The organism is Amycolatopsis sp. NPDC048633 (assembly GCF_040650695.1).
Taxonomy (GTDB): Bacteria; Actinomycetota; Actinomycetes; order Mycobacteriales; family Pseudonocardiaceae; genus Amycolatopsis.
On sequence record NZ_JBEZHS010000001.1, the window covers coordinates 568861 to 587130 of the forward strand.

Here is an 18270-nt window from a genome sequence, read left to right on the forward strand (position 1 = left end):
GTTCATCCGTCACCCATGGGCGTGTTCGAGCGAATGTCGAGGTCGGCGTTCCGCGGTGAACGCACGCAGCGAATCGTGGGCTGCACGGCGAACCTCGGCATCGAGTTGCTCGTCGTGGAGGGTTTCGAAGGACATGAAGGCGCCGAGTCGGAGCAGACGCTTCAGGAAATCTTTCAGCAGGTCGGTCTCGTTCAGTCCGCCGGCGTCGATCTCGTGCCAAATGTGCAGGATCGAGCGGACCAGCTGGGGGCTGCCGCCAAGTGCCCGTCGACGTGCGTAGATCTGGTCGAACGCACCTTCGCCGAGAATATTGAGCGCGGCGTAGGGATCAGTACTGTCCGGTTCGTGGACCAGGTGTGCCCGCCACCAGAGTCGACCGAACACGTGCCGGGTGAGGTCCTTGGCGAGGAAGCGTTCACTCGTCCGCTTCTCGAACCTCCAGAATGAGACGTCCGGCAGTACGACGAGCGCGAGGAACACCCAGATGTCGCGAGCAGCTGCCTCGGCAGGGGTCAACCCCGTCGTCCGATGGAGCAGCTCGGCAATCTTCCGGTCGAAGGAGTTTTGGGCACTGGGCGTCATCCGGTTCGGGAAGCCCGCTTCGCGAGCTACGGCGACGATCGACTGACGCAGCTCGTCGAGATCCTTCTCTCGGGCTCGATCGCCGCCCGTCGCGGCGTAAACAGCCGAGTCGTGACGCAGCGCGGCGTGCTGTTCGAGCTCTTCGATCGTGAGGGACTTGTACTGCTCGTACAGCTTGTCGGCTTGCCGAGGCAGCAGCCGCGGGAACAAGACGCTCATCAGGACTCCTCGAAGATCCGAACAGCGTGCTGTAGCTCGGTCACGAATGCGGTCGACGACTGCTCTTGCCGTCGGCGCAGGTGGACCAGGCTCTGACCGGGGAAGAGCCGCGAGACGAGAGCCTGGAGCGTGCTGCCGATGCTCTCGTCCCCATAGTCGACTTCCAGGGTGAAGTCCTGGTCGTGCAGCGCGTACTCCACCAGGGTGCGGGCGACGTCCGCGTGCACAGTCGACAACACCACACGGTCGACAGCTCGAGGCTTGGCTGCGTTGCGCATGGCATCGACCAGCACTTGCTTGCGCTCGTTCACCAGGAGGAGCAACGCGCCCATGGTGGCCGTCTCGAGGTCGCCCCCGATCTCTACGTGCCAGCCCGCCTCTTCGGGGTACTGAGTCTTGGAGAAGTCGACCACAGCGATCGGGAAGAGTGGCGCGTCACCCTGAAGTCGGGTCTCGTACTTGTCGGTCCAGAGGATCGACCCGGCCCGGCGAGGCGAGGCCAAGGCTCCGGTCTCGGAGTACTCGGCGAGCACCAACGTGGTTTCCAAGCCCAGAACGCCGCCGAGTTGGCTGCCGGACAGCACCGTGCTCAGCTCGACGGTCGTGATGCCCGACTCGGGGAGAGATACGCGGTCGCCGGCGGCCTTCAAACCCGAACCGGTTGCGGTCCAGATCATGGCGAGTGTCAGCTTTGCCGAGGGCGGCAGCCCGGTGGACTCCCGTACGAGATCGACGTCGACGGTCACTTGTTGCCGCAAGGACAAGTCCATGCGGTAGTCCCAGTCGCTCAAAACGTCCGGCAGTTCGCTCGGGACGTCGTCGAGGAGCCACTGCCACGGACCGGCGACCACGGATTCCGATGGGGCCGCTCGGTAGGGAGGTGCCTGTGTGCTCATCGCGGTGCCTCCTCACGTCGTGCGGACACCGCGATCTCGGTCGTCGTGTCAGGCGCCGGGCGGACGAGAACGCGCCAAACGTCTTCGCCGCCTTCCAGAGCTTGCGTCAGTTCGGTGTGGAGCGTGCCATCCGGGCCTTTCCAGCCGACGAGCCGCGGTTCGGAGGCTCCTCTCGGAGGGTCGGTTTCCCGGCTGCTGGTCCCGGCCAGCGCAACGCCGAGATCCGCCGCGCAGTGGTACAGGCCGAGCGCGGTGACTCGAAACGCCTGGACCAGCAAGACATCATCGGAGTGGATCTCGTAGTACGGCGCATCCAGGTACTCGACCCGTGGACGACGTCCGTTCGAGGGACCGGGCTCGGGGGCGTCCCCACTGCCCGGCGGGGAGCCGAGGCCGTCGCCGGCGTCGTAAAGGTCCCCGGAAAGCTGGACTGTGCCGGTCGGTGCAGCAGGAGCCGCAGGTTTGAATGCTCGTCGGTAGTCGGACGCGCCGCCGTTGCCCCAGGCGCCTGCGACGAGATCGGAGAACGAGCGGCTTGCAGCACCCAACGAAATCTCCGACGACGTGGCACGAATCCGACCGTCGATCTCGATCAATTTTTCGATCGATTCCTTGATTCGCGTGAATGCCATCTTGACGAATCGCTTGTCCAGGCCATCGAGCGATTGCCAGTTCCAAGCGTCGTGAGTGGGCGGTTCGGATGACGCGAAAGTACTGTCGAGTGCAACATCCGCACGGAAGACGCCTGCGTAGGACACGTACTCTGCGGCCGGCTTCGGTCCGGCGTGATAGGTGACCACCAGTTCGGCCGTCCGCATCAGACAGACGTGGTGAACAGTGCCGGAGATGCCCGCCGCTTCGCCTGCGGGAGTCTCGGCGAATGGTGGGAGAAACTGCTTCTCGAGGCCGAGCGCCCCGAGCTTTGTCCTGGGATTACCCAAATACCAGAGGTTGTTGTGATCATCCTCCGATCGAATCGTCTGGTACGCCGCGACGAACATGTCCAACGGAGTCGTCTCACGCGGGTCCGGAACGGGGACGGTGATGCCGTTGCACTGCACGGAGAACCTCATCGGAGGAGCTCCGTCGTCGGGGTCGGCCAGCATCTTCGGCCAGAGGTTCCAGGTGATCGTCTCCGCCAGGTAGCTTCCGGCTTCTTGGATTTCTCGCTCGCCGAGGTCAGGATCGATGACGACGACCGTCGTGCCGGTCTCATCGTGGCCGAAGCCCCGCAGGCCCAGACGTTCGGCGGCGGCGTCGGCGTCAGCTCCGATCAGCGGTTCGACCACACCATCCGAGGAAGTAACGCCCCACCAGTGGCGTCCGGTGTAGCGCCGACCGGAAAGGCCTTCACCTTCGGCGTAGCTCTTCCACAGCGCGCAGCCCATCAGCCGGGTCTCGAATCCGCCCTGGACTCGACACCGCGTGTGCACGAGCACCGTCCCAGGTCGGCTCAACAGGTAGAAGATCCCCTTGCCGAAGCCATACGTGCCGCCGCCGAGTTCAGTGTCCCTCGGCTCGCCGATATTCCTGATGAAGGAGACGAAGTCGTGGTTCTCGACCACCGCGTTGTCAGCGCGGGTCGGCCCACCCAGACCGGTCGCCCCGCGGTCCGAAACAGTCAGGATCCGGATGGACGGCCCTGAGATTGACTTCCGCAGTGGCAATTGCTCGTGGGCGGGCACCTCGCGAGTGAGCAGCTCTCGCCATGCCGGCGCGTGTGCCGGACCGACAACCCTCAAGTCGAGGTGGTAGTCGACGGCAGTGTCGCCGGTTCGCGCGTCCCAGCTGTTCTGGGCCGATTCGCGCACCAGGATCGTCAGCAGGTCCAGCTCGGGTCTGCCGAGTTGGTTTCGGATCCCCTCGGCCGCGCTCGCCCCTTCGGGCGGGAACATCTGTGAGTGCCATGCTGCTGCGGTCACATGTTCTCCTGGGTGATCCGAGCGATCCGAGCGCGGATTTCGGGGGCGTCGGTGACTTGTGGCTGTTCTTGATCCAGGTCGACGGTGTAGTCGAGGTCGGAGATCCCCGGCGGGACCGACGAAGGAGCGATGCGGGGAAAATCGTCGCCCACGTCGTACCACCATTGCTCGCGAACGGTGAAGCGCACGTCCTGGTACAGGGCCGCATCGGCAGGTCGGTATCCGGCTTCGGCGAGTTTGAAGAGCAACCCGGTCTCGTCGTCGCCGACTTGTCGTGCGCGGTCGACCAGATCGGCGACTGTGCCGCCTTGCCCTGTGACCCGTTCCAGACGAATCCAGACCAGGTCGAGGGTGCCGTGTGGTGGAGGCTGGAGCTGCTCGACGCCGTGGATGCGGACTCTTCGCCCGGTCGTGGCGGCGGACGTCTTCACCTCGATGCCTCGCGTGCCGACGATGAAGTCGTGGCGGTGTCCGGAGGGACCCGTCCAGAAGTCGACGGCCGTGCTCTCGCTCGCGAGCAGCTCGTTCAGGACCACCAGCTCGCCGAACAAGCCTGCCAACCGGTCGCTGGTCAGTGGTGCGGCTGAGTGCTGAAACAGCGCACGCCAGCGACTCAGGACCGTGTAAAGCGCCTTCAGTGGCCGATCGGGACCCTCTTCGACTGCGGCCAGGATGTCGGCGACGAGCCCGGTGAAGACCTCGTCGAGATCTCTGCGGAGGCAACCGAGGTCGGCGTACCGCTCGTAGACGTGGTCGTTCTCGAGTGGACGTTCGCGGACCGTCAAGGCTGCGCCGCCGCGGTCGACCCGGACGTGCTGGTGAGCAGTCAGCGGCACCAGCAGATGCCGGTTTCCGCCGTGGTCCACGGCTGCGAGCAATGGGCCGACCGGCGTCGCCACCGGGAGGTCCGACGTGCGCACGTGCTCAGGTCCGGACACGTGCTCTTCATCGAGACGTGCCCAATGTTCGTCGATGACTTTTCGGAGTAGGGCAGACATCAATCGTCGACCATTTCGAGGGCGCTCAGATCTTCTTCTTCGATCCGGACCTTCGCGAGGTTCGTCGCCACGTACTGCCACTCGACCGTCGAATCGAGGGACGAAGGCGCAGGGAAGACGAGACCGATCCCGATCACGTCGTCTGCCGCGTTCAACGGTCGACGCGGTACGCCCGGTTTCTCAGGGTTCGGCTCCTTGGGCTTCGAGTCCTTGTCGATCGCGTAGAGCGTCAGAAGTGCGGTGTCCGGACTCTGCTCAAGTCGCAAAGCCTTGATCAGATCTTCGGCGAGTTCGCCCTTGACCGACGACACGTCGAGGTCTATCGCCGCGTCCCGGCGGCTCATGAGAGTTTTGATGTCGACAAAGGTCGGGTCGTCGCCGTCCAACGCCGAACGAGTGACCATGCGAACAGTGAACCCGTCGGCGAAGGAAAACATCTTCGGAGTGCCCCGGCCGGCCGAACCGCCGATCAACGCGACGTTCCACCCGCGCAAGGCGCCGGACTTGGCAATGCGCCTCGCGATGTAGTCGGTCAACAGCTTCGAGTCGCACTCCTGTGACTTCTCGTGGAACCGGTACTCGCGTAGGAAGTCCGTGACGAGGTTGTGCGGGACGTCGCGGATCAGCCTGTTGCCGTCGGTCCTCCCCGTGTCCGGTCGACCTTCGAGCACGGCGTTCCCGACGAGCGTGCGCGCGGCGTCCTGGTTGGTGGTGAGCCACTCATGGTCGGTGCGGAAGTAACGCGTCTGGACGCGCTGGCCGCCGTAAGCCGACGCGGATGGTACGGCGTTGGTCATTTTGGCCGCTGCTGTTACGCGAAGGGACGGGTGCGTGCGGAGTCTGACCGCGAACGTCATCGGCGTCTTGTCTTCGATCATGTAGACGTCGATGTCGCGGCGCATCTCGCTCTCGACGGTCGCGATGTGGCGGAACCAGTCGCGCAACTCGTCGGTCATCCAGATCCGTGGCAGGTCGGCATAACCGTTGCGGAAGCCGAACCACCGCCCCATCTGCAGGAGCGTGTCGTAGGCGGACACCGAACGCACAAAGAAGCTCACGGTCAAGCCTTCGAGCGTGAGGCCACGGGACAGGGTGTTGCCGCCGACCGCAATCGCGACAACCGGGCCTTTTTCGTAGTCGAGGCGATCCTTGCTGCCGGAGTTGTCCATGATGATCCGGCAGTCGTGCAGCACTCCTGGGAGCAATGGAGCCAACTCTTCGAACGAGACCTTCTGCTCGCCGAACAGCTCGGCAGGAACTCGTGCGGTCTCGCGTTCCCAGACGTCACGCAGTTCGGCCAAGAGTTCGGGATCGCCCCTGCGCAGCGATGCTTCGCTCTCGTCACGCAGCTTCCTCAGTGGCTGTTCGAAGCTGTTGTGCACGGAGGTGTTGACGCTGGTGTGTACCAGCATCGTCGAGTGAGGGTTCCCCGTTTGCCGAACGCGCCGCGCGGCCGTGCTGAGCCAGAAATACCGAATCGCAGCGAGGAGGGAGTTCGTCATCGCCGGGTGGAAACCGTCGACGTCGGCGCGTGAGCTCGGCCGAACCAGGTCCACGTCGGAAGTGGGGACCTGACGGATCATGTCGTAGCCGTCGAACACGTCTTCGGGGTCTTCGCCGTCGACGACGTCCCGACCGAACAGCACCTCGGTCCCGAAGTGCCCCTGCGGCTTGGGCAAATTGACGATGAAGTGCTCGGGATACAGGTCCTTGACCGACGGGTCGATCAGCAGGTTTGCGAACGGCGTCGCCGTGTATCCCACGTATGCGGACTTCGGCAGCCGGTCGAGGATGTCGATGATCAGCGGATTGATTTTGTCGGTGGCGACGGTCGCCTGGTCGGCCTCGTCGTCGATGATCAGTGCCGGGCAGTCCACCAAGTACTCCGAAGCCGTCTCGAGCCACGCCGAGAACTTCTCGAGGACCCGAGGGTTCTTCTTGATCACGCACAGGACATGCTGCTTGTTGTTCTTGGCCAGGTAGGCGGCGGCGTTGGCAGGCGGTGTGAAGTCCTTGTCCGGATCGGTGAGCTGAAGCCACCGCGACGGGTTCGGCTTGACCAGCTGGTCGACAAGGCGGAGCTGGGTTTGCCGTCGCAGGCCGTTGTGGATACCGGCTAGTACGATGAACAGCTTGTAGCCGCGGTCCGCCGCCTTCGCGGCCACTGCCGTGAAGTTGGTGGTTTTGCCGGACTGGACGTATCCGACGACGAGGCCCTTCGTCGAGAAATTCGGCACCTGCGGATGACTCAGCAAGGAGACGACCTTGGTGGATGCACCGTCGAGGTCGTCGAGGCTTTTCTCTGACCAGCCCGACTTTCGCAGCAGCTCCTCGAGCGCCGGCCAGTACTTGTCGCGTGGTCGGGGCCCGGTGTACCAGGTGTAGCGGTTGTCGAGGATGACGCTTCGTGGCTCCTCGCGTTCTCTGATCCTGATGGTCTCGCGCTCGTGCCGCTCGGCGATTCGCTGGAGGAGTTCGTCCTCGGCCCCGAACAACTCCATCCTCTTGATGGCGGTTTCCGGAGTGCCGGTGTCCACCAAGTCGAGGAACGCGGCGTACTGCTGGTCGAACTTGTCGGTCACCGATCCTCCAACTGCATGTCCGGGCGCATCGACGGGGCGAGTCATGCCGACGATCCACGGTAAGACCTCCTGGCCTCGCCGTCAGGTGCCTCGGACGGGTGACCTCTAGCCTTTGTCGCATCCCCTGAAACACAACTCGCTCCGTGATCGATCACGTCGCACGGTTGGCCTCGTTTGTTACTCCATGTGGTCACGGGCGCGTCACATCGGTCTGAGTGCCGAGTGAGGCACTCGCCGGCGTGTCGGATTCGGGACCCGCTCGGAGCGTCGTACCCGGCTTATAGACTTCCGCCTCATGACCGACGGACAGCCGCCTTCGCCTTCGTCTGCGCGGGTCGAGATGGTGGACCTCTTCGCCGGTCCTGGTGGTCTCGACGTCGCAGCCCACTGGCTCGGTGTGTCCGTCGAGGGCATCGAGTGGGACGACGACGCCTGCGAGACCCGCAAGAAAGCCGGTCTGCGCACCGAACACGGCGACGTTCGCCATTCCAAGCCTCTCGAATACCCCGAGGCCCGAATCCTCACCGGAGGGCCGCCTTGCCAGACGTACACGGTCGCGGGGAAGGGCGAAGGACGCAAAGCACTCGATCGGGTGCTGGGTTTCGTCGAGGCCATGGAAGAGGGCGAGGACGTGGTTCCCGCTCTCAGGAGGCTGAAGGACGAACGAACCGGTCTTGTCTTGGAGCCCTTGAGGTGGGCCCTCGACGCGGCTGACCGAGGTGTCCCGTACGAGGCGATCCTGCTGGAGCAGGTTCCGGCTGTTCTCCCGGTGTGGATGGCATTCGGTCGCGTCCTCCGGGCCCGGGGTTACAGTGTCGACTGCGGAATCCTCCACACCGAAGACTTCGGCGTTCCACAAACACGTCGGCGGGCGATCTTGATCGCTCGGCTCCGCGGCGAAGCGAAATTGCCCACTCCGACTCATCGTCGCTACCGCAAGGGGCAAGCCCGAGGCGACGGCGATCCGTGCCTTCGCCCCTGGAAGACGATGGGCGAAGCACTCGGCTGGTCGGAGCGGTTCACCGTGGTGTCCAACTACGGCACGGGCGGTGATCCGAAGGTGCGTGGGGTGAGGGATTCCACGCAGCCTGCGTTCACGGTGACCGGCAAGGTGTCTCGCAACCGTCTCGTCGGTCGGGGGAAGGGGCTGCCCGAGCGGTTCACTGACCACGAGGCAGGCAAGCTCCAGACCTTCCCGCACGATTACCCCTGGTCGGGTCGAGGCATCGCGCAGCAGATAGGCAACGCGATCCCGCCGCGGCTGGGCGCGCACGTTCTCGCCGCAGCGCTGGGCATGGAACTCGACGACGCCATGCTGGACCAGTGTGTCAAACAGAGTTGGCAGGAAACCCGGAACGGCGTCGAAGGCCTCGCCAAAGGTGCCGACTAGGTCGTCGCGCGGCGTTCTCGGACTGTGGTGATCACCCGGTCCGCGGCAGTTTCGGCGGTCTCGTGCTCCCAGATCCGCAGGGCGAGCCATCCGGCGTCGTCGAGTCGAGTGTCGGTGTCGGCGTCGCGCCGGCGGTTGGTTTCGATCTTCTCGCGCCAGAAGTCCGCGTTGTTCTTCGGCCATGTTGCGTGCTCCGGACACCCGTGCCAGAAACACCCGTCGACGAAGACCGCGACGCGGGCCGGGCCGAAGACCAGGTCCGCCTCTCGACGCACCCCTTTGATCGGTTGCCGGTGTACTCGGTACCGAAAGCCGGCGCCGTGGAGGATCTTGCGCAGGGCCATCTCGATCCCGGTGTTCCGGGACTTCTGCTTACTCATCCGGATGCGTACCGCGGACGTGGTCTTCAAGCGCTCCACGCGCTCATTGTGGCAAGGTTCGGGCTGTCCAGCCGAGCGTGGACTAGTTGTATTGACCCGTGAGGTTGGGGACGCGGCTGGCGGGTGGTTTGCCGGCGAGTGCGGTGTGGCCGCGGTGGTGATTGTAGGTGTGCAACCAGCCCGGAAGGGCCTCACGCCGTTCGGTTTCGGTGCGGTAAGCCCGGGCGTAGGCCCACTCATCGAGCAGGGTCCGGTCGAACCGCTCCACCTTTCCCATTGGTCTGCGGCCGGTAAGGCCGAGTGCGTTTATGCACGACCTGCGCGTCGCGCAGCGTGTCGCGCCACAACCGGGAGCGGTAACAGGACCCGTTGTCGGTCAGGACCCGCAGGACGGTGATCCCGGCATCGGTGAAGAACGCCTGCGCCCGGACCCAGAACGCCGCCGCGGCTTCCTTCGTCTCGTCGGGCAGGATTTCGGTGTAAGCCAGGCGGGAGTGATCGTCGACGGCGTTGTGCAGATAACCGTAGCCGAGGTTCGCGCGGCCACCGACTGTGCGGGGCCGGGCGGGGTCGCGGTGGGCGGCGCTGTTGTGTCCGCCGAGCGCGCGGCCGTGGATCTTGTGGCCGCCGCCGTCGGGGATGTTGCCCAGCTTCTTGATGTCCACATGCACCAAGTCACCGGGCGCGTCGTGTTCGTAGCGGCGGACCGGTCGGCCGGTGGCGCGATCGAGGTGGGTCAGGCGGGCCAGCCGATAGCGGGTCAGGACCCGATGCACCGTGGAGGGGTTCAGGCCGAGCAGGTAGGCGATGCGAGCCGATCCCCACCGGCGGATCACCCGCACTTTGATGATCCGTCGCTCGGTCCGGGTGGGGGTCCGGTTCGGGCTGGTGACCGGCCGGGACGAGTGGTCGGTCATGCCGGCTTCGCCGTGGTCGCGGTAGCGGCCGGCCCATCGGGCGGCGGTGGTGACCGAGACCTGGAACCGTTCCGCGGCTCGTCGCAGCGGCCACCGGTCCTCGACGACGCAGCGGGCCAGGCGCAGCCTGCCGGTCGGGGTCAGGGGTGCGTTAGCGTGGGTCACGAGGGCCTCCAGGTCGCCGGTGCAGATGTCGCAATCCACACCGAACCCGGAGGCCCTCCCTCACGCCAAGATCATCCGATCACGTGTCGCCCCGTACCCAACCTCCGTGCTCAATACAACTAGTTCTCCACGATCCGGCCTTCGATCACCGTCGGCTGGTCGCGGCTCGGTTCCTTCGGAGGCACGACCTCACTGTCCACCACCATCACCGGCCCCCGGCGCTGGTTGGCGAACCGCACCGCCCGCTTCTCCATCCGGCGAAGCCACAGCTTCCGCGCCACCGCGCGCGACGGCGGCAGCATCAACAACAGCCCCAGGACGTCACTGACGAACCCCGGCACCAGGATCAACACCCCGCCGAGGCCGACCAGCATCCCGTCGGTCAGTTCCTTCTCCGCCGGGCGTCCCGCGCGGGCCGTGTCCATGAACGCCCTCATCGCCTTCGCGCCTTCGCGGCGGGCCAGCCAGGAGCCCAAGAACGCGCCGGCCAGCAGGAGGCCCAGGGTGCCGAGGACGCCGACGGCCGAGCCCACCGCCCAGATCGCGGCGATCTCGGCGAAGACGTAAAGCAGGAACGCGACAGCCATACCCGCTCAACGAACGACCTGTCCGATTTGCTCCCGGCCTCGGGACGCACCGGCTAGTCTCACCCTTCGTGTCCGACTGGCTCCGCTGGCTCCTGATCGCGTTGTGCCTGGTCGTGGCATTGGTCGTCCTGTCGCGCGGGCGTCGGCAGCGGAGGACGTTCTTCCCCGGGCTCACCTGGACGCGGCCGAAGCGGGAGCGCGGCCGGCGTGGGATGGTCGGCTCCGTTCTCGGCTGGCTGGTCGTCGCCCTGCTCGTGGCCGGCGCGACCGGTGGGGGCTTGCTCTGGTTCCTCGGCTGGCCGCGGCTCCCGTCGAGCAGCCAGTTCGACGTCGCTCAGCTGCTCGACCTGCTCAAGATCGCGCTCTCGGTCGTCGCCGGGTTCGGTGGGGTCGTGCTGCTCGCCGTCACCTACCGGAAGCAGCGGGTGGCCGAAGACGAGCACGCCCTCGCAGTGGAAAAAGCCGATCGCGAGGTCGTCCAGAAGTTCAACGAACGCTTCGGCAGCGCCGCCGAGCAGCTCGCCCATGACAGCCCGGCCGTCCGGCTCGCCGGGGTCTACGCCATGGCCGGGCTCGCCGACGACTGGGCTGACAAGCGGCAGGTGTGCGTCGACGTCCTGTGCGGCTACCTCCGGATCACCCGTGAAGCCGACGGCGAGGGCGAGGTGCGCGAGGCGATCCTGCGCGTGATCCGCGACCGCACTCGCCAGAGCGGGAAACTGTCCTGGTCCGCGCTCGACTTCGACTTCACCGGCGTCACCTTCGAGAACGCCGATTTCGCGCGGCGCAAGTTCAGCGGCGAGGTCCTGTTCGACGGCGCCGAGTTCGTGGGCGGGGTCGCTTCGTTCGCCGGCGTCGAGTTCGGGAAGCTGCTCAGCTTCCACGGCGCCCGGTTCTCCGCGGCCGAAACGAACTTCGGCGGGATGACCATCACCGGCGGCAAGGCCGAATTCGTCGGTGCCGAGTTCGCCGGGGAGAAGGTCGACTTCGCCGACGGGTACCTGCAGTCCTCGTCGATGGCCTTCTTCCGCTGCCGGTTCGCGGCGCCCCAGGTCGACTTCTCGGCGCTGGACTTCACCTTCGGCCGGGTGGTGTTCGACCGGTGCGACTTCGCGGACCTCGAGCTCGACCTCTCGATCGGCCTCGACGACCAGCCGTTCTCCTTCGTGCCGCTGCTCGCCGAGAAATGCCGGTTCGAGCGGTGCCGGATCGAGCTCGGCCGGGGCGGCCAAGGGGTCAAGCTCGCGGACTGTGTGCTCGACACCGTGACCGTCGCCGACACCGGTGAACACCCGCAGAGGCACCCGTGGCCGGACAACGAGCTGCGCGGTGGCACCTCGCTGCCCGGCCACTACCTGACGGCCTAGCTCGGCACCTCGTCCAGGTACGCCTGCGCCTGAAGCGTGAACAGCTCCGCGTACCCGGCCTTCGCCGCCATCAGCTCCTCGTGCGTCCCGTACTCGGCCACCTTTCCGTGGTCCAGCAACAGGATCCGCTCCGCCTGCCGCACCGTCGAGAACCGGTGCGAGATGTACAGCGTCGTCCGGCCTTCGGACAGCTCCCGCAGCCGCGAGAACAGGTCGTGCTCGGCCCGCGCGTCCAGCGCCGACGTCGGCTCGTCGAGGATCAACAGCGGCGCCTCGCGTTGGAACGCCCTGGCCAGCGCGATCTTCTGCCACTCGCCGCCCGACAGGCTCACCCCCTGGTCGAACCAGCGTCCGAGCGGGGTGTCGTAGCCGCTCGGGAGGCGCTCGACGCGCTCGTCCGCGCCCGCCCGGCGGGCTGAGTCCTCGATGTGCGGACGGTCCTCCAGCCGGGTCAGGTCGCCGAGGCCGATGTTCTCCGCCGCCGTGCCCTGGTACGTCACGTAGTCCTGGAACATCGCGCTGATCCGCGTCCGCAGCTCGACCGGGTCGTACTCGCGGATGTCGACGCCGTCGAGGCGGATCGTGCCGGCCGTCGGGTCGTAGAGCCGGCAGAGCAGCTTGAACAGCGTCGACTTGCCCGCGCCGTTGCGGCCCACCACCGCCACCGTCTCGCCCGGGCGGATCTCGAAGCTGACGTTGTCGAGCGCCGCCTCGTCCGCGCCCGGGTAGGCGAAGGTCACCGAGTCGAACTCGATGTGTCCCTCCACTGTGGACGGCAGGGCGCGCGGCGACGAAGGCGCCGTGATCTCCGGTTTCGTGTCCAGGAAGCGGTACAGCGTGTCGAGGTACAGGTTGTTCTCGTACATCCCCGAAAACGCCGTGAACAGCCCGGACACCGACGTCTGCACGGACGTCGCCGCGGCCGTGTACAGCGCCAGGTCACCGAGGGTGAGATGGCCGCCGACCGCCTGCAGTGCGATGTAAAGCGCGATCGCCGAGCCCGCGAACGTGCTCAGCAGCCCCCAGGACGTCGAGCTGATGTTGCGGTTGATCGTCAGCTTCCGCTGCCGCTCGTAGGAGACGACGCCGAGCCGGCGGAACCGGTCGACGAAGTACGGTCCGAGCCCGAACAGCTTCGTCTCCTTGGCGTACGTGTCCGTCGTGACCAAAGAGGACAGGTAGTCCATCCGGCGCTTGATCGGCGACATCAGGAAGGTCAGCCAGAACGCGCGCGAGCCGTACTTCGACTGCGAGATGAACGCCGGGATCGGCGCGAGCAACGCGACCAGCGCCAGCAGCGGGCTGACCGCCACCAGCAGCGCGATCATGCTGCCGAACGTGATCAGCGTCCGCACGAGCCCCAGCGCGGAGTTCATCATCGACAGCGGTCGCGTCGGCGCCTCCTGCGCGGCCTGGCGCAGCATGTCGTAGGACGTCGAGCCCTCGAAGTACGCCAGGTGCAGCTCACTGGCGTGCGCCATCACCTGGTGGCGGATGGTCAGCGTCATCCGTTCCTGCAGCAGCGACTGCGCGATCGACGTCAGCGCGCTGCTGATCGCGGTCGCGGCGAGCACGCCGAACTGGAACAAAGCGACGTCCACGATGTCGGCGGTGGTTCCCTTGCCCTGGATCGCCGCGACGACGGCGTCGAGCAGCAGCTTCGCGATGTACGCGGTCACTGTCGGCAGCAGGCCGGACAGCAGCGTGATCAGCGCCAGCAGGATCGTCAAGATCGGGCTGGCCTGCCAGGTCAGCCGCACGACCTTCGGCAGGCCACGGACCGTGCCCGAAACCGACGTCTTCGCGCGCTTCAGCCGGGAACGCCAATCCTTCGGCTGGTCTTCCGGCTTGGGCTCGGGGATTTCGACCGGCCCGGTGAGCCCGCTTTCCGGGACCGTCGAGGCGTGCCGCCGGCGGCCGCGCCGCGCCATCATGAACTCCATCCCGCCCCCACCGCCCGGGATCATTTGGCCTCCACGGCGCCGTGCAGGAAGATGTCGACCACCTGGCGCGTGGTGGGTGCGTCGTCGTCCGCCGCCATCGGGCGGCCGCCGAACAGCAGGGCCAGGAACAGCGCGGCGAGCTGCTCGGGCGGCAGCCGAAGCCGGTCCTTCTCGGGCGTGAACAGCTCGACCATCGCTCCGCGCATGACGGCCATCGACTCGCGGCGGCCGCCCTTCCAGCTGCCGCGCCGGTCCTTGAGGCGCTGCTCGGGGTCGCGGTGCTTGTGCCGGCCGGAGGCATGCAGGGCGCCCATCAGCGCACCCATCCGCTCGAGGTGCGCGCTGAGCGCGTCGGCGGCTTCGACGAGCCGGTCCGCCAGGGGCTGGTCGAGGGGGATTTCGGCGATCGAGTCGAGCACGTGGTCGGGGCGCAGCGCCTCGGCCGTGCAGGCGTCGAACAGCTCGTCCTTGTCCTTGAACGCGCGGAAGATGGTGCCCTCGCCGATGCCGGCGGCGCGGGCGATCTGGCTGGTCGTGACGTTGGCGCCGTGCTCCATCAGAAGCGGCAGCACCGCGTGCACGATCATGGCGCGCCGGGCTTCGACGCTCATGCCCGGCGCTCTCCGCCGGGTTTCGGGTGCTGGTGTCATGCAACCAGTGTGCGGAGTGAGTACTCACTCCGTCAAGCGGGTAAAAGTGAGGACCGCCCGAAAGCGGTCCTCACCTGGCAAAACTCAGTACGTCATCGCCATGGCCGGGTCGGCCAGTAGGGCGCCGACGTCGGCCAGGAACTCCGAGCCCTGCTGGCCGTCGACCACGCGGTGGTCGAAGCTCAGCGACAGCTGCAGCACCTTGCGGACCTTGATCTCGCCGTCCACCACCCACGGCTGGTCCTTGATCGCGCCGAGGCACAGGATCGCGGACTCGCCCGGGTTGATGATCGGCGTGCCCGTGTCGACGCCGAACACGCCCACGTTCGTGATCGTGATCGTGCCGTTCGCCATGTCGGCCGGCGACGTCTTGCCCTCGCGGGCGACATCGGTCAGCGCCGTCAGAGCGGTGGCCAGCTCCTTCAGTGAGAGAGAGTCGGCGTCGCGGACCTTGGGCACGATCAGGCCGCGCGGCGTCGCCGCCGCGATCCCGAGGTGGACGTAGTCCTTGTAGACGATCTCCTGCGCCGCCTCGTCCCACACCGCATTGATGTCCGGAGTGCGCTTCGCCGCCAGACACACGGCCTTCGCCGCGAACGTGAGCGGCGTGACCTTCACCCCGGCGAACTCCCGCGACTTCTTCAGCTTCTCGCGGAACTCCATCATCGGCGTGACGTCGATGGTCAGGAACTCCGTGACGTGCGGAGCGGTGTACGCGCTCTGCACCATCGCCGCCGCGGTCATCTTGCGGACGCCCTTGATCGGCACGCGCCGCTCGCGCGTTCCGCTGTCTACAGTGGACGTGACGACCGGAGTTCCGTTGGCCGCCCGCTCGACGTCCTCACGGGTGATCACGCCACCCGAAGCGGTGCCGGTCAGCGCGTGCAGGTCGACGCCGAGGTCCTTCGCCAGCTTCCGCACCGGCGGCTTGGCCAGTGGCACGTAACCGCCCCGAGGAGCTGCGGGAGCCGGCGCGGGAGGAGCGACGACAGCGGCAGCCGGAGCGGGGGCAGCAGGTGCAGCGCCCTTCCGGGCCCGCCGCTGCGTGACGACGGCCTTGGAGCCGTAGCCGACCAGCGGCTTCATCTCCTCTTCCTCGGCCGGAGCCGCGGCGGGAGGAGCAGCGGCCGCGACAGGAGCGGCAGCCCCGCCGGGGTCGACGTCGATGGTGAGGATCGGCGTGCCGACCTCCACCGTCTGCCCCGGCTCGACGTGCAGCTCCGTGACCACCCCGGCCCACGGGATCGGCAGCTCGACGGCGGCCTTCGCGGTCTCGATCTCGACGACGATCTGGTTGACCGTCACCGTGTCGCCCGGCTTCACGTGCCAGGAGAGGATGTCGGCTTCGGTCAGCCCCTCCGCGGTGTCGGCGAGGGGAAACTGTTTGTACGTAGGCATTGCGCGGAAATCCCCCTTACCAGGCGAGTGAGCGGTCGACGGCGTGCAGCACCCGGTCCAGGTCGGGGAGGTAGTGCTCCTCGAGCTTGGCGGGCGGGTACGGCGTGTCGAACCCGGTCACCCGGAGGACGGGCGCTTCCAGCGAGTAGAAGCACTCCTGCTGGACACGCGCGGCGATCTCCGACGTCAGCGACGACTCCGACGGCGCCTCGGACAGCGCGATCAGCCGGCCGGTCTTGCGCACCGACTCGAACACCGGGCCGAGGTCCAGCGGCGAGAGCGTGCGCAGGTCGATGACCTCAAGGGACTTGCCCTCGTCCTCCGCCGCGGCGGCCGCGTCGAGCGCGACCTTCACCGAAGGCCCGTACGCGACGACCGTCGCTGTCGTGCCTTCGCGGACGACGTGGGAGGAGAACATCTGCTGAGGCGTGCCCGCGACGTCGATCTCCGCGCGCAGCGCACCCGAGTGGTACAGCCGCTTCGGCTCGAAGAACAGGATCGGGTCGTCCGACTTGATCGCCTGCTGGATGCCCCAGTAGGCGTCGACGGCGTTCGAAATGGACACGACCTTGAGGCCCGGGATGTGCGCGAACAGCGACTCCGGCGACTCCGAGTGGTGCTCGACCGCGCCGATCCCGCCGCCGAACGGCACCCGGATCACGACGGGCATCTTGATCTTGCCCTGCGTCCGGTAGTGCAGCTTCGCCAGCTGGGAGGAGATCTGGTCGAAGCCCGGGAAGATGAAGCCCTCGAACTGGATCTCGCAGACCGGCCGGAAGCCGCGCACGGCCAGGCCGACCGCGGTGCCGATGATGCCGGACTCCGCGAGCGGCGTGTCCAGCACGCGCTGCTCGCCGAAGTCCTTCTGCAGGCCGTCGGTGATCCGGAAGACGCCGCCGAGCTTGCCGACGTCCTCGCCCATGATCAGGACCTTGGGGTCCTCTTCCATCGCCCGGCGCAGGCCGAGGTTGAGCGCCTTGCCGATGGTGAGTTTCTGGAGGTCGGTCATCAGTGCTCACCCGCCGGTACGAAGCCCTCGAGGTAGGACAGGAACTCTTCGCGCTGCGCGTCCAGCACCGGGTTGCCCTCGGCGTAGACGTTGCTGAAGATCCGCTCCGGCGGCGGCTCCGGCATGTTGAACGTGTACTCGCGCAGGTCCGCGGCGAAGGCGTCGGCCTCGGCCTGGACCTGGTCGAAGAAGTCGTGGTCGGCGCCGCCCTTGCGGGCCAGGAACGCCCGGACGCGCTCGATCGGGTCCTTGAGCTTCCACTCTTCGAGTTCGTCGGACAGCCGGTAGCGCGACGGGTCGTCGGTCGTCGTGTGCGCGTCCATCCGGTAGGTGAACGCCTCGATCAGCACCGGGCCGTTGCCGTGGCGGCACTCGTCGAGCGCCCAGCGGGACACCGCGAGACAGGCCAGGACGTCGTTGCCGTCGACGCGGATGCCGGGGAAGCCGTACCCGCGGGCGCGCTGGTAGAGCGGCAAGCGCGACTGGCGCTCGGTCGGCTCGGAGATGGCCCACTGGTTGTTCTGGCAGAAGAACACCAGCGGCGCGTCGTAGACCGCAGCCCAGACGAATCCTTCGTGGACGTCGCCCTGCGAAGTCGCGCCGTCACCGAAGTAGCAGATCGTGGCTTCGCCGTCGTCGTCCCCGACCTTGCCCTCGAACTTCTGGCCCATCGCGTAGCCGGCGGCGTTGAGCACCTGGTTGCCGATGACGATGCAGTACGGGTGGAAGCCGTGCTCCTTGTAGTCCCAGCCACTGTGGTCGGTGCAGCGGAAGATGCCGAGCAGGTCCTTCATGTCGACCCCGCGCGCGTACGCGACGCCGTGCTCGCGGTAGCTGGGGAACGCCATGTCGTTCTTCTTCAGGGCGCGGCCCGAGCCGATCTGCGCGGCCTCCTGGCCGAGCAGCGGGACCCAGATGCCGAGCTGGCCCTGGCGCTGCATCGCGTTGGCTTCGCGGTCCGCGCGGCGGACGAGCACCATGTCGCGGTACAGCTGGCGCAGGGCGTCGTCGTCGATGTCGTCGACGTACTTGTCGAACTGGGGCGACGGGACCCGCTCGCCCTCGGGGGTGAGCAGCTGAGTCAGCTCAGCGCCACCTTCGCTGGTTGCTCGCAATCCGGCGATCACCTGCTCGGGGGAAGGCTGGGCCGCGACGGCGGCCGGCCCGTCTCCGGGCTCCGGGTGCGTCCACTGTTCGGACGGCATGGGCGTTGCTCCTCGGTGTCGGTGCCTCTGGCGGCCGCTTGTGGCGACCACAGCGACTGC

The 18270-nt window shown here is 66.9% G+C and carries 14 protein-coding genes and 1 pseudogene; 2 read left to right on the top strand and 13 right to left on the bottom strand.

Translation table 11 applies throughout. From position 1 onward, the window contains the following. Positions 1-9 precede the first annotated feature (9 nt). The 5 genes from AB0C38_RS02860 to AB0C38_RS02880 are packed head-to-tail and all read right to left on the bottom strand — an operon-like array spanning position 10 to position 7199. Positions 10-801, bottom strand: coding sequence for a DUF6339 family protein (locus AB0C38_RS02860; protein ID WP_360665469.1), 792 nt, complete (start codon positions 799-801; stop codon positions 10-12). Continuing rightward, positions 801-1697, bottom strand: a complete 897-nt coding sequence (locus tag AB0C38_RS02865; RefSeq protein WP_360665472.1) for a hypothetical protein — start codon at positions 1695-1697, stop codon at positions 801-803. Before AB0C38_RS02865 ends, AB0C38_RS02860 begins: the two co-directional genes overlap by 1 nt. Further along, complete coding sequence (locus AB0C38_RS02870) at positions 1694-3619, bottom strand: hypothetical protein (RefSeq protein ID WP_360665475.1); 1926 nt, start codon at positions 3617-3619, stop codon at positions 1694-1696. The genes AB0C38_RS02865 and AB0C38_RS02870 overlap by 4 nt, the downstream gene beginning before the upstream one ends. Further along, positions 3616-4617, bottom strand: a complete 1002-nt coding sequence (locus AB0C38_RS02875; protein WP_360665478.1) for a PD-(D/E)XK motif protein — start codon at positions 4615-4617, stop codon at positions 3616-3618. The genes AB0C38_RS02870 and AB0C38_RS02875 overlap by 4 nt, the downstream gene beginning before the upstream one ends. Further along, positions 4617-7199: a Z1 domain-containing protein gene (locus AB0C38_RS02880; RefSeq protein ID WP_360665481.1), complete on the bottom strand. Its 2583-nt coding sequence runs from the start codon at positions 7197-7199 to the stop codon at positions 4617-4619. Before AB0C38_RS02880 ends, AB0C38_RS02875 begins: the two co-directional genes overlap by 1 nt. A 295-nt stretch (positions 7200-7494) precedes the next feature. Here AB0C38_RS02880 and AB0C38_RS02885 point away from each other — a divergent pair, with 295 nt between their 5' ends. Continuing rightward, on the top strand, positions 7495-8589 hold the full coding sequence (locus AB0C38_RS02885; protein WP_360665484.1) for a DNA cytosine methyltransferase: 1095 nt from the start codon (positions 7495-7497) through the stop codon (positions 8587-8589). Here AB0C38_RS02885 and AB0C38_RS02890 read toward each other — a convergent pair. The 3 genes and pseudogenes from AB0C38_RS02890 to AB0C38_RS02900 all read right to left on the bottom strand — a co-directional run bounded on the left by AB0C38_RS02890 (position 8586) and on the right by AB0C38_RS02900 (position 10638). Beyond that, entirely contained in the window at positions 8586-8969 is a 384-nt protein-coding gene (locus AB0C38_RS02890) for a very short patch repair endonuclease (protein ID WP_360667449.1), read from the bottom strand. The genes AB0C38_RS02885 and AB0C38_RS02890 overlap by 4 nt on opposite strands. A gap of 82 nt (positions 8970-9051) precedes the next feature. Continuing rightward, positions 9052-10051 (bottom strand): annotated as a pseudogene (locus tag AB0C38_RS02895) (IS481 family transposase). A 119-nt stretch (positions 10052-10170) separates the two neighbouring features. Then, positions 10171-10638, bottom strand: a complete 468-nt coding sequence (locus AB0C38_RS02900; protein WP_360665487.1) for an FxsA family protein — start codon at positions 10636-10638, stop codon at positions 10171-10173. A gap of 68 nt (positions 10639-10706) precedes the next feature. Here AB0C38_RS02900 and AB0C38_RS02905 point away from each other — a divergent pair, with 68 nt between their 5' ends. Next, the gene (locus AB0C38_RS02905) at positions 10707-12005 is read left to right on the top strand and encodes a hypothetical protein (protein WP_360665490.1); all 1299 of its coding nucleotides are present in this window, start codon (positions 10707-10709) and stop codon (positions 12003-12005) included. Here the strand turns inward: AB0C38_RS02905 and AB0C38_RS02910 are convergent. The 5 genes from AB0C38_RS02910 to pdhA all read right to left on the bottom strand — a co-directional run bounded on the left by AB0C38_RS02910 (position 12002) and on the right by pdhA (position 18210). Beyond that, a complete protein-coding gene (locus AB0C38_RS02910) occupies positions 12002-13948 on the bottom strand; it encodes an ABC transporter ATP-binding protein (protein WP_360667452.1) in 1947 nt (648 codons plus the stop codon). The two genes, AB0C38_RS02905 and AB0C38_RS02910, sit on opposite strands and share 4 nt — an antisense overlap. 20 nt (positions 13949-13968) lie before the next feature. After that, complete coding sequence (locus AB0C38_RS02915) at positions 13969-14559, bottom strand: TetR family transcriptional regulator (RefSeq protein ID WP_360665493.1); 591 nt, start codon at positions 14557-14559, stop codon at positions 13969-13971. 123 nt (positions 14560-14682) lie between these two features. Further along, complete coding sequence (locus AB0C38_RS02920) at positions 14683-15996, bottom strand: dihydrolipoamide acetyltransferase family protein (RefSeq protein ID WP_360665496.1); 1314 nt, start codon at positions 15994-15996, stop codon at positions 14683-14685. A gap of 16 nt (positions 15997-16012) precedes the next feature. Continuing rightward, positions 16013-17005: an alpha-ketoacid dehydrogenase subunit beta gene (locus AB0C38_RS02925; RefSeq protein WP_360665499.1), complete on the bottom strand. Its 993-nt coding sequence runs from the start codon at positions 17003-17005 to the stop codon at positions 16013-16015. Then, positions 17005-18210: a pyruvate dehydrogenase (acetyl-transferring) E1 component subunit alpha gene (pdhA, locus tag AB0C38_RS02930; protein WP_360665501.1), complete on the bottom strand. Its 1206-nt coding sequence runs from the start codon at positions 18208-18210 to the stop codon at positions 17005-17007. Before pdhA ends, AB0C38_RS02925 begins: the two co-directional genes overlap by 1 nt. Between the last annotated feature and the right edge of the window lie 60 nt (positions 18211-18270).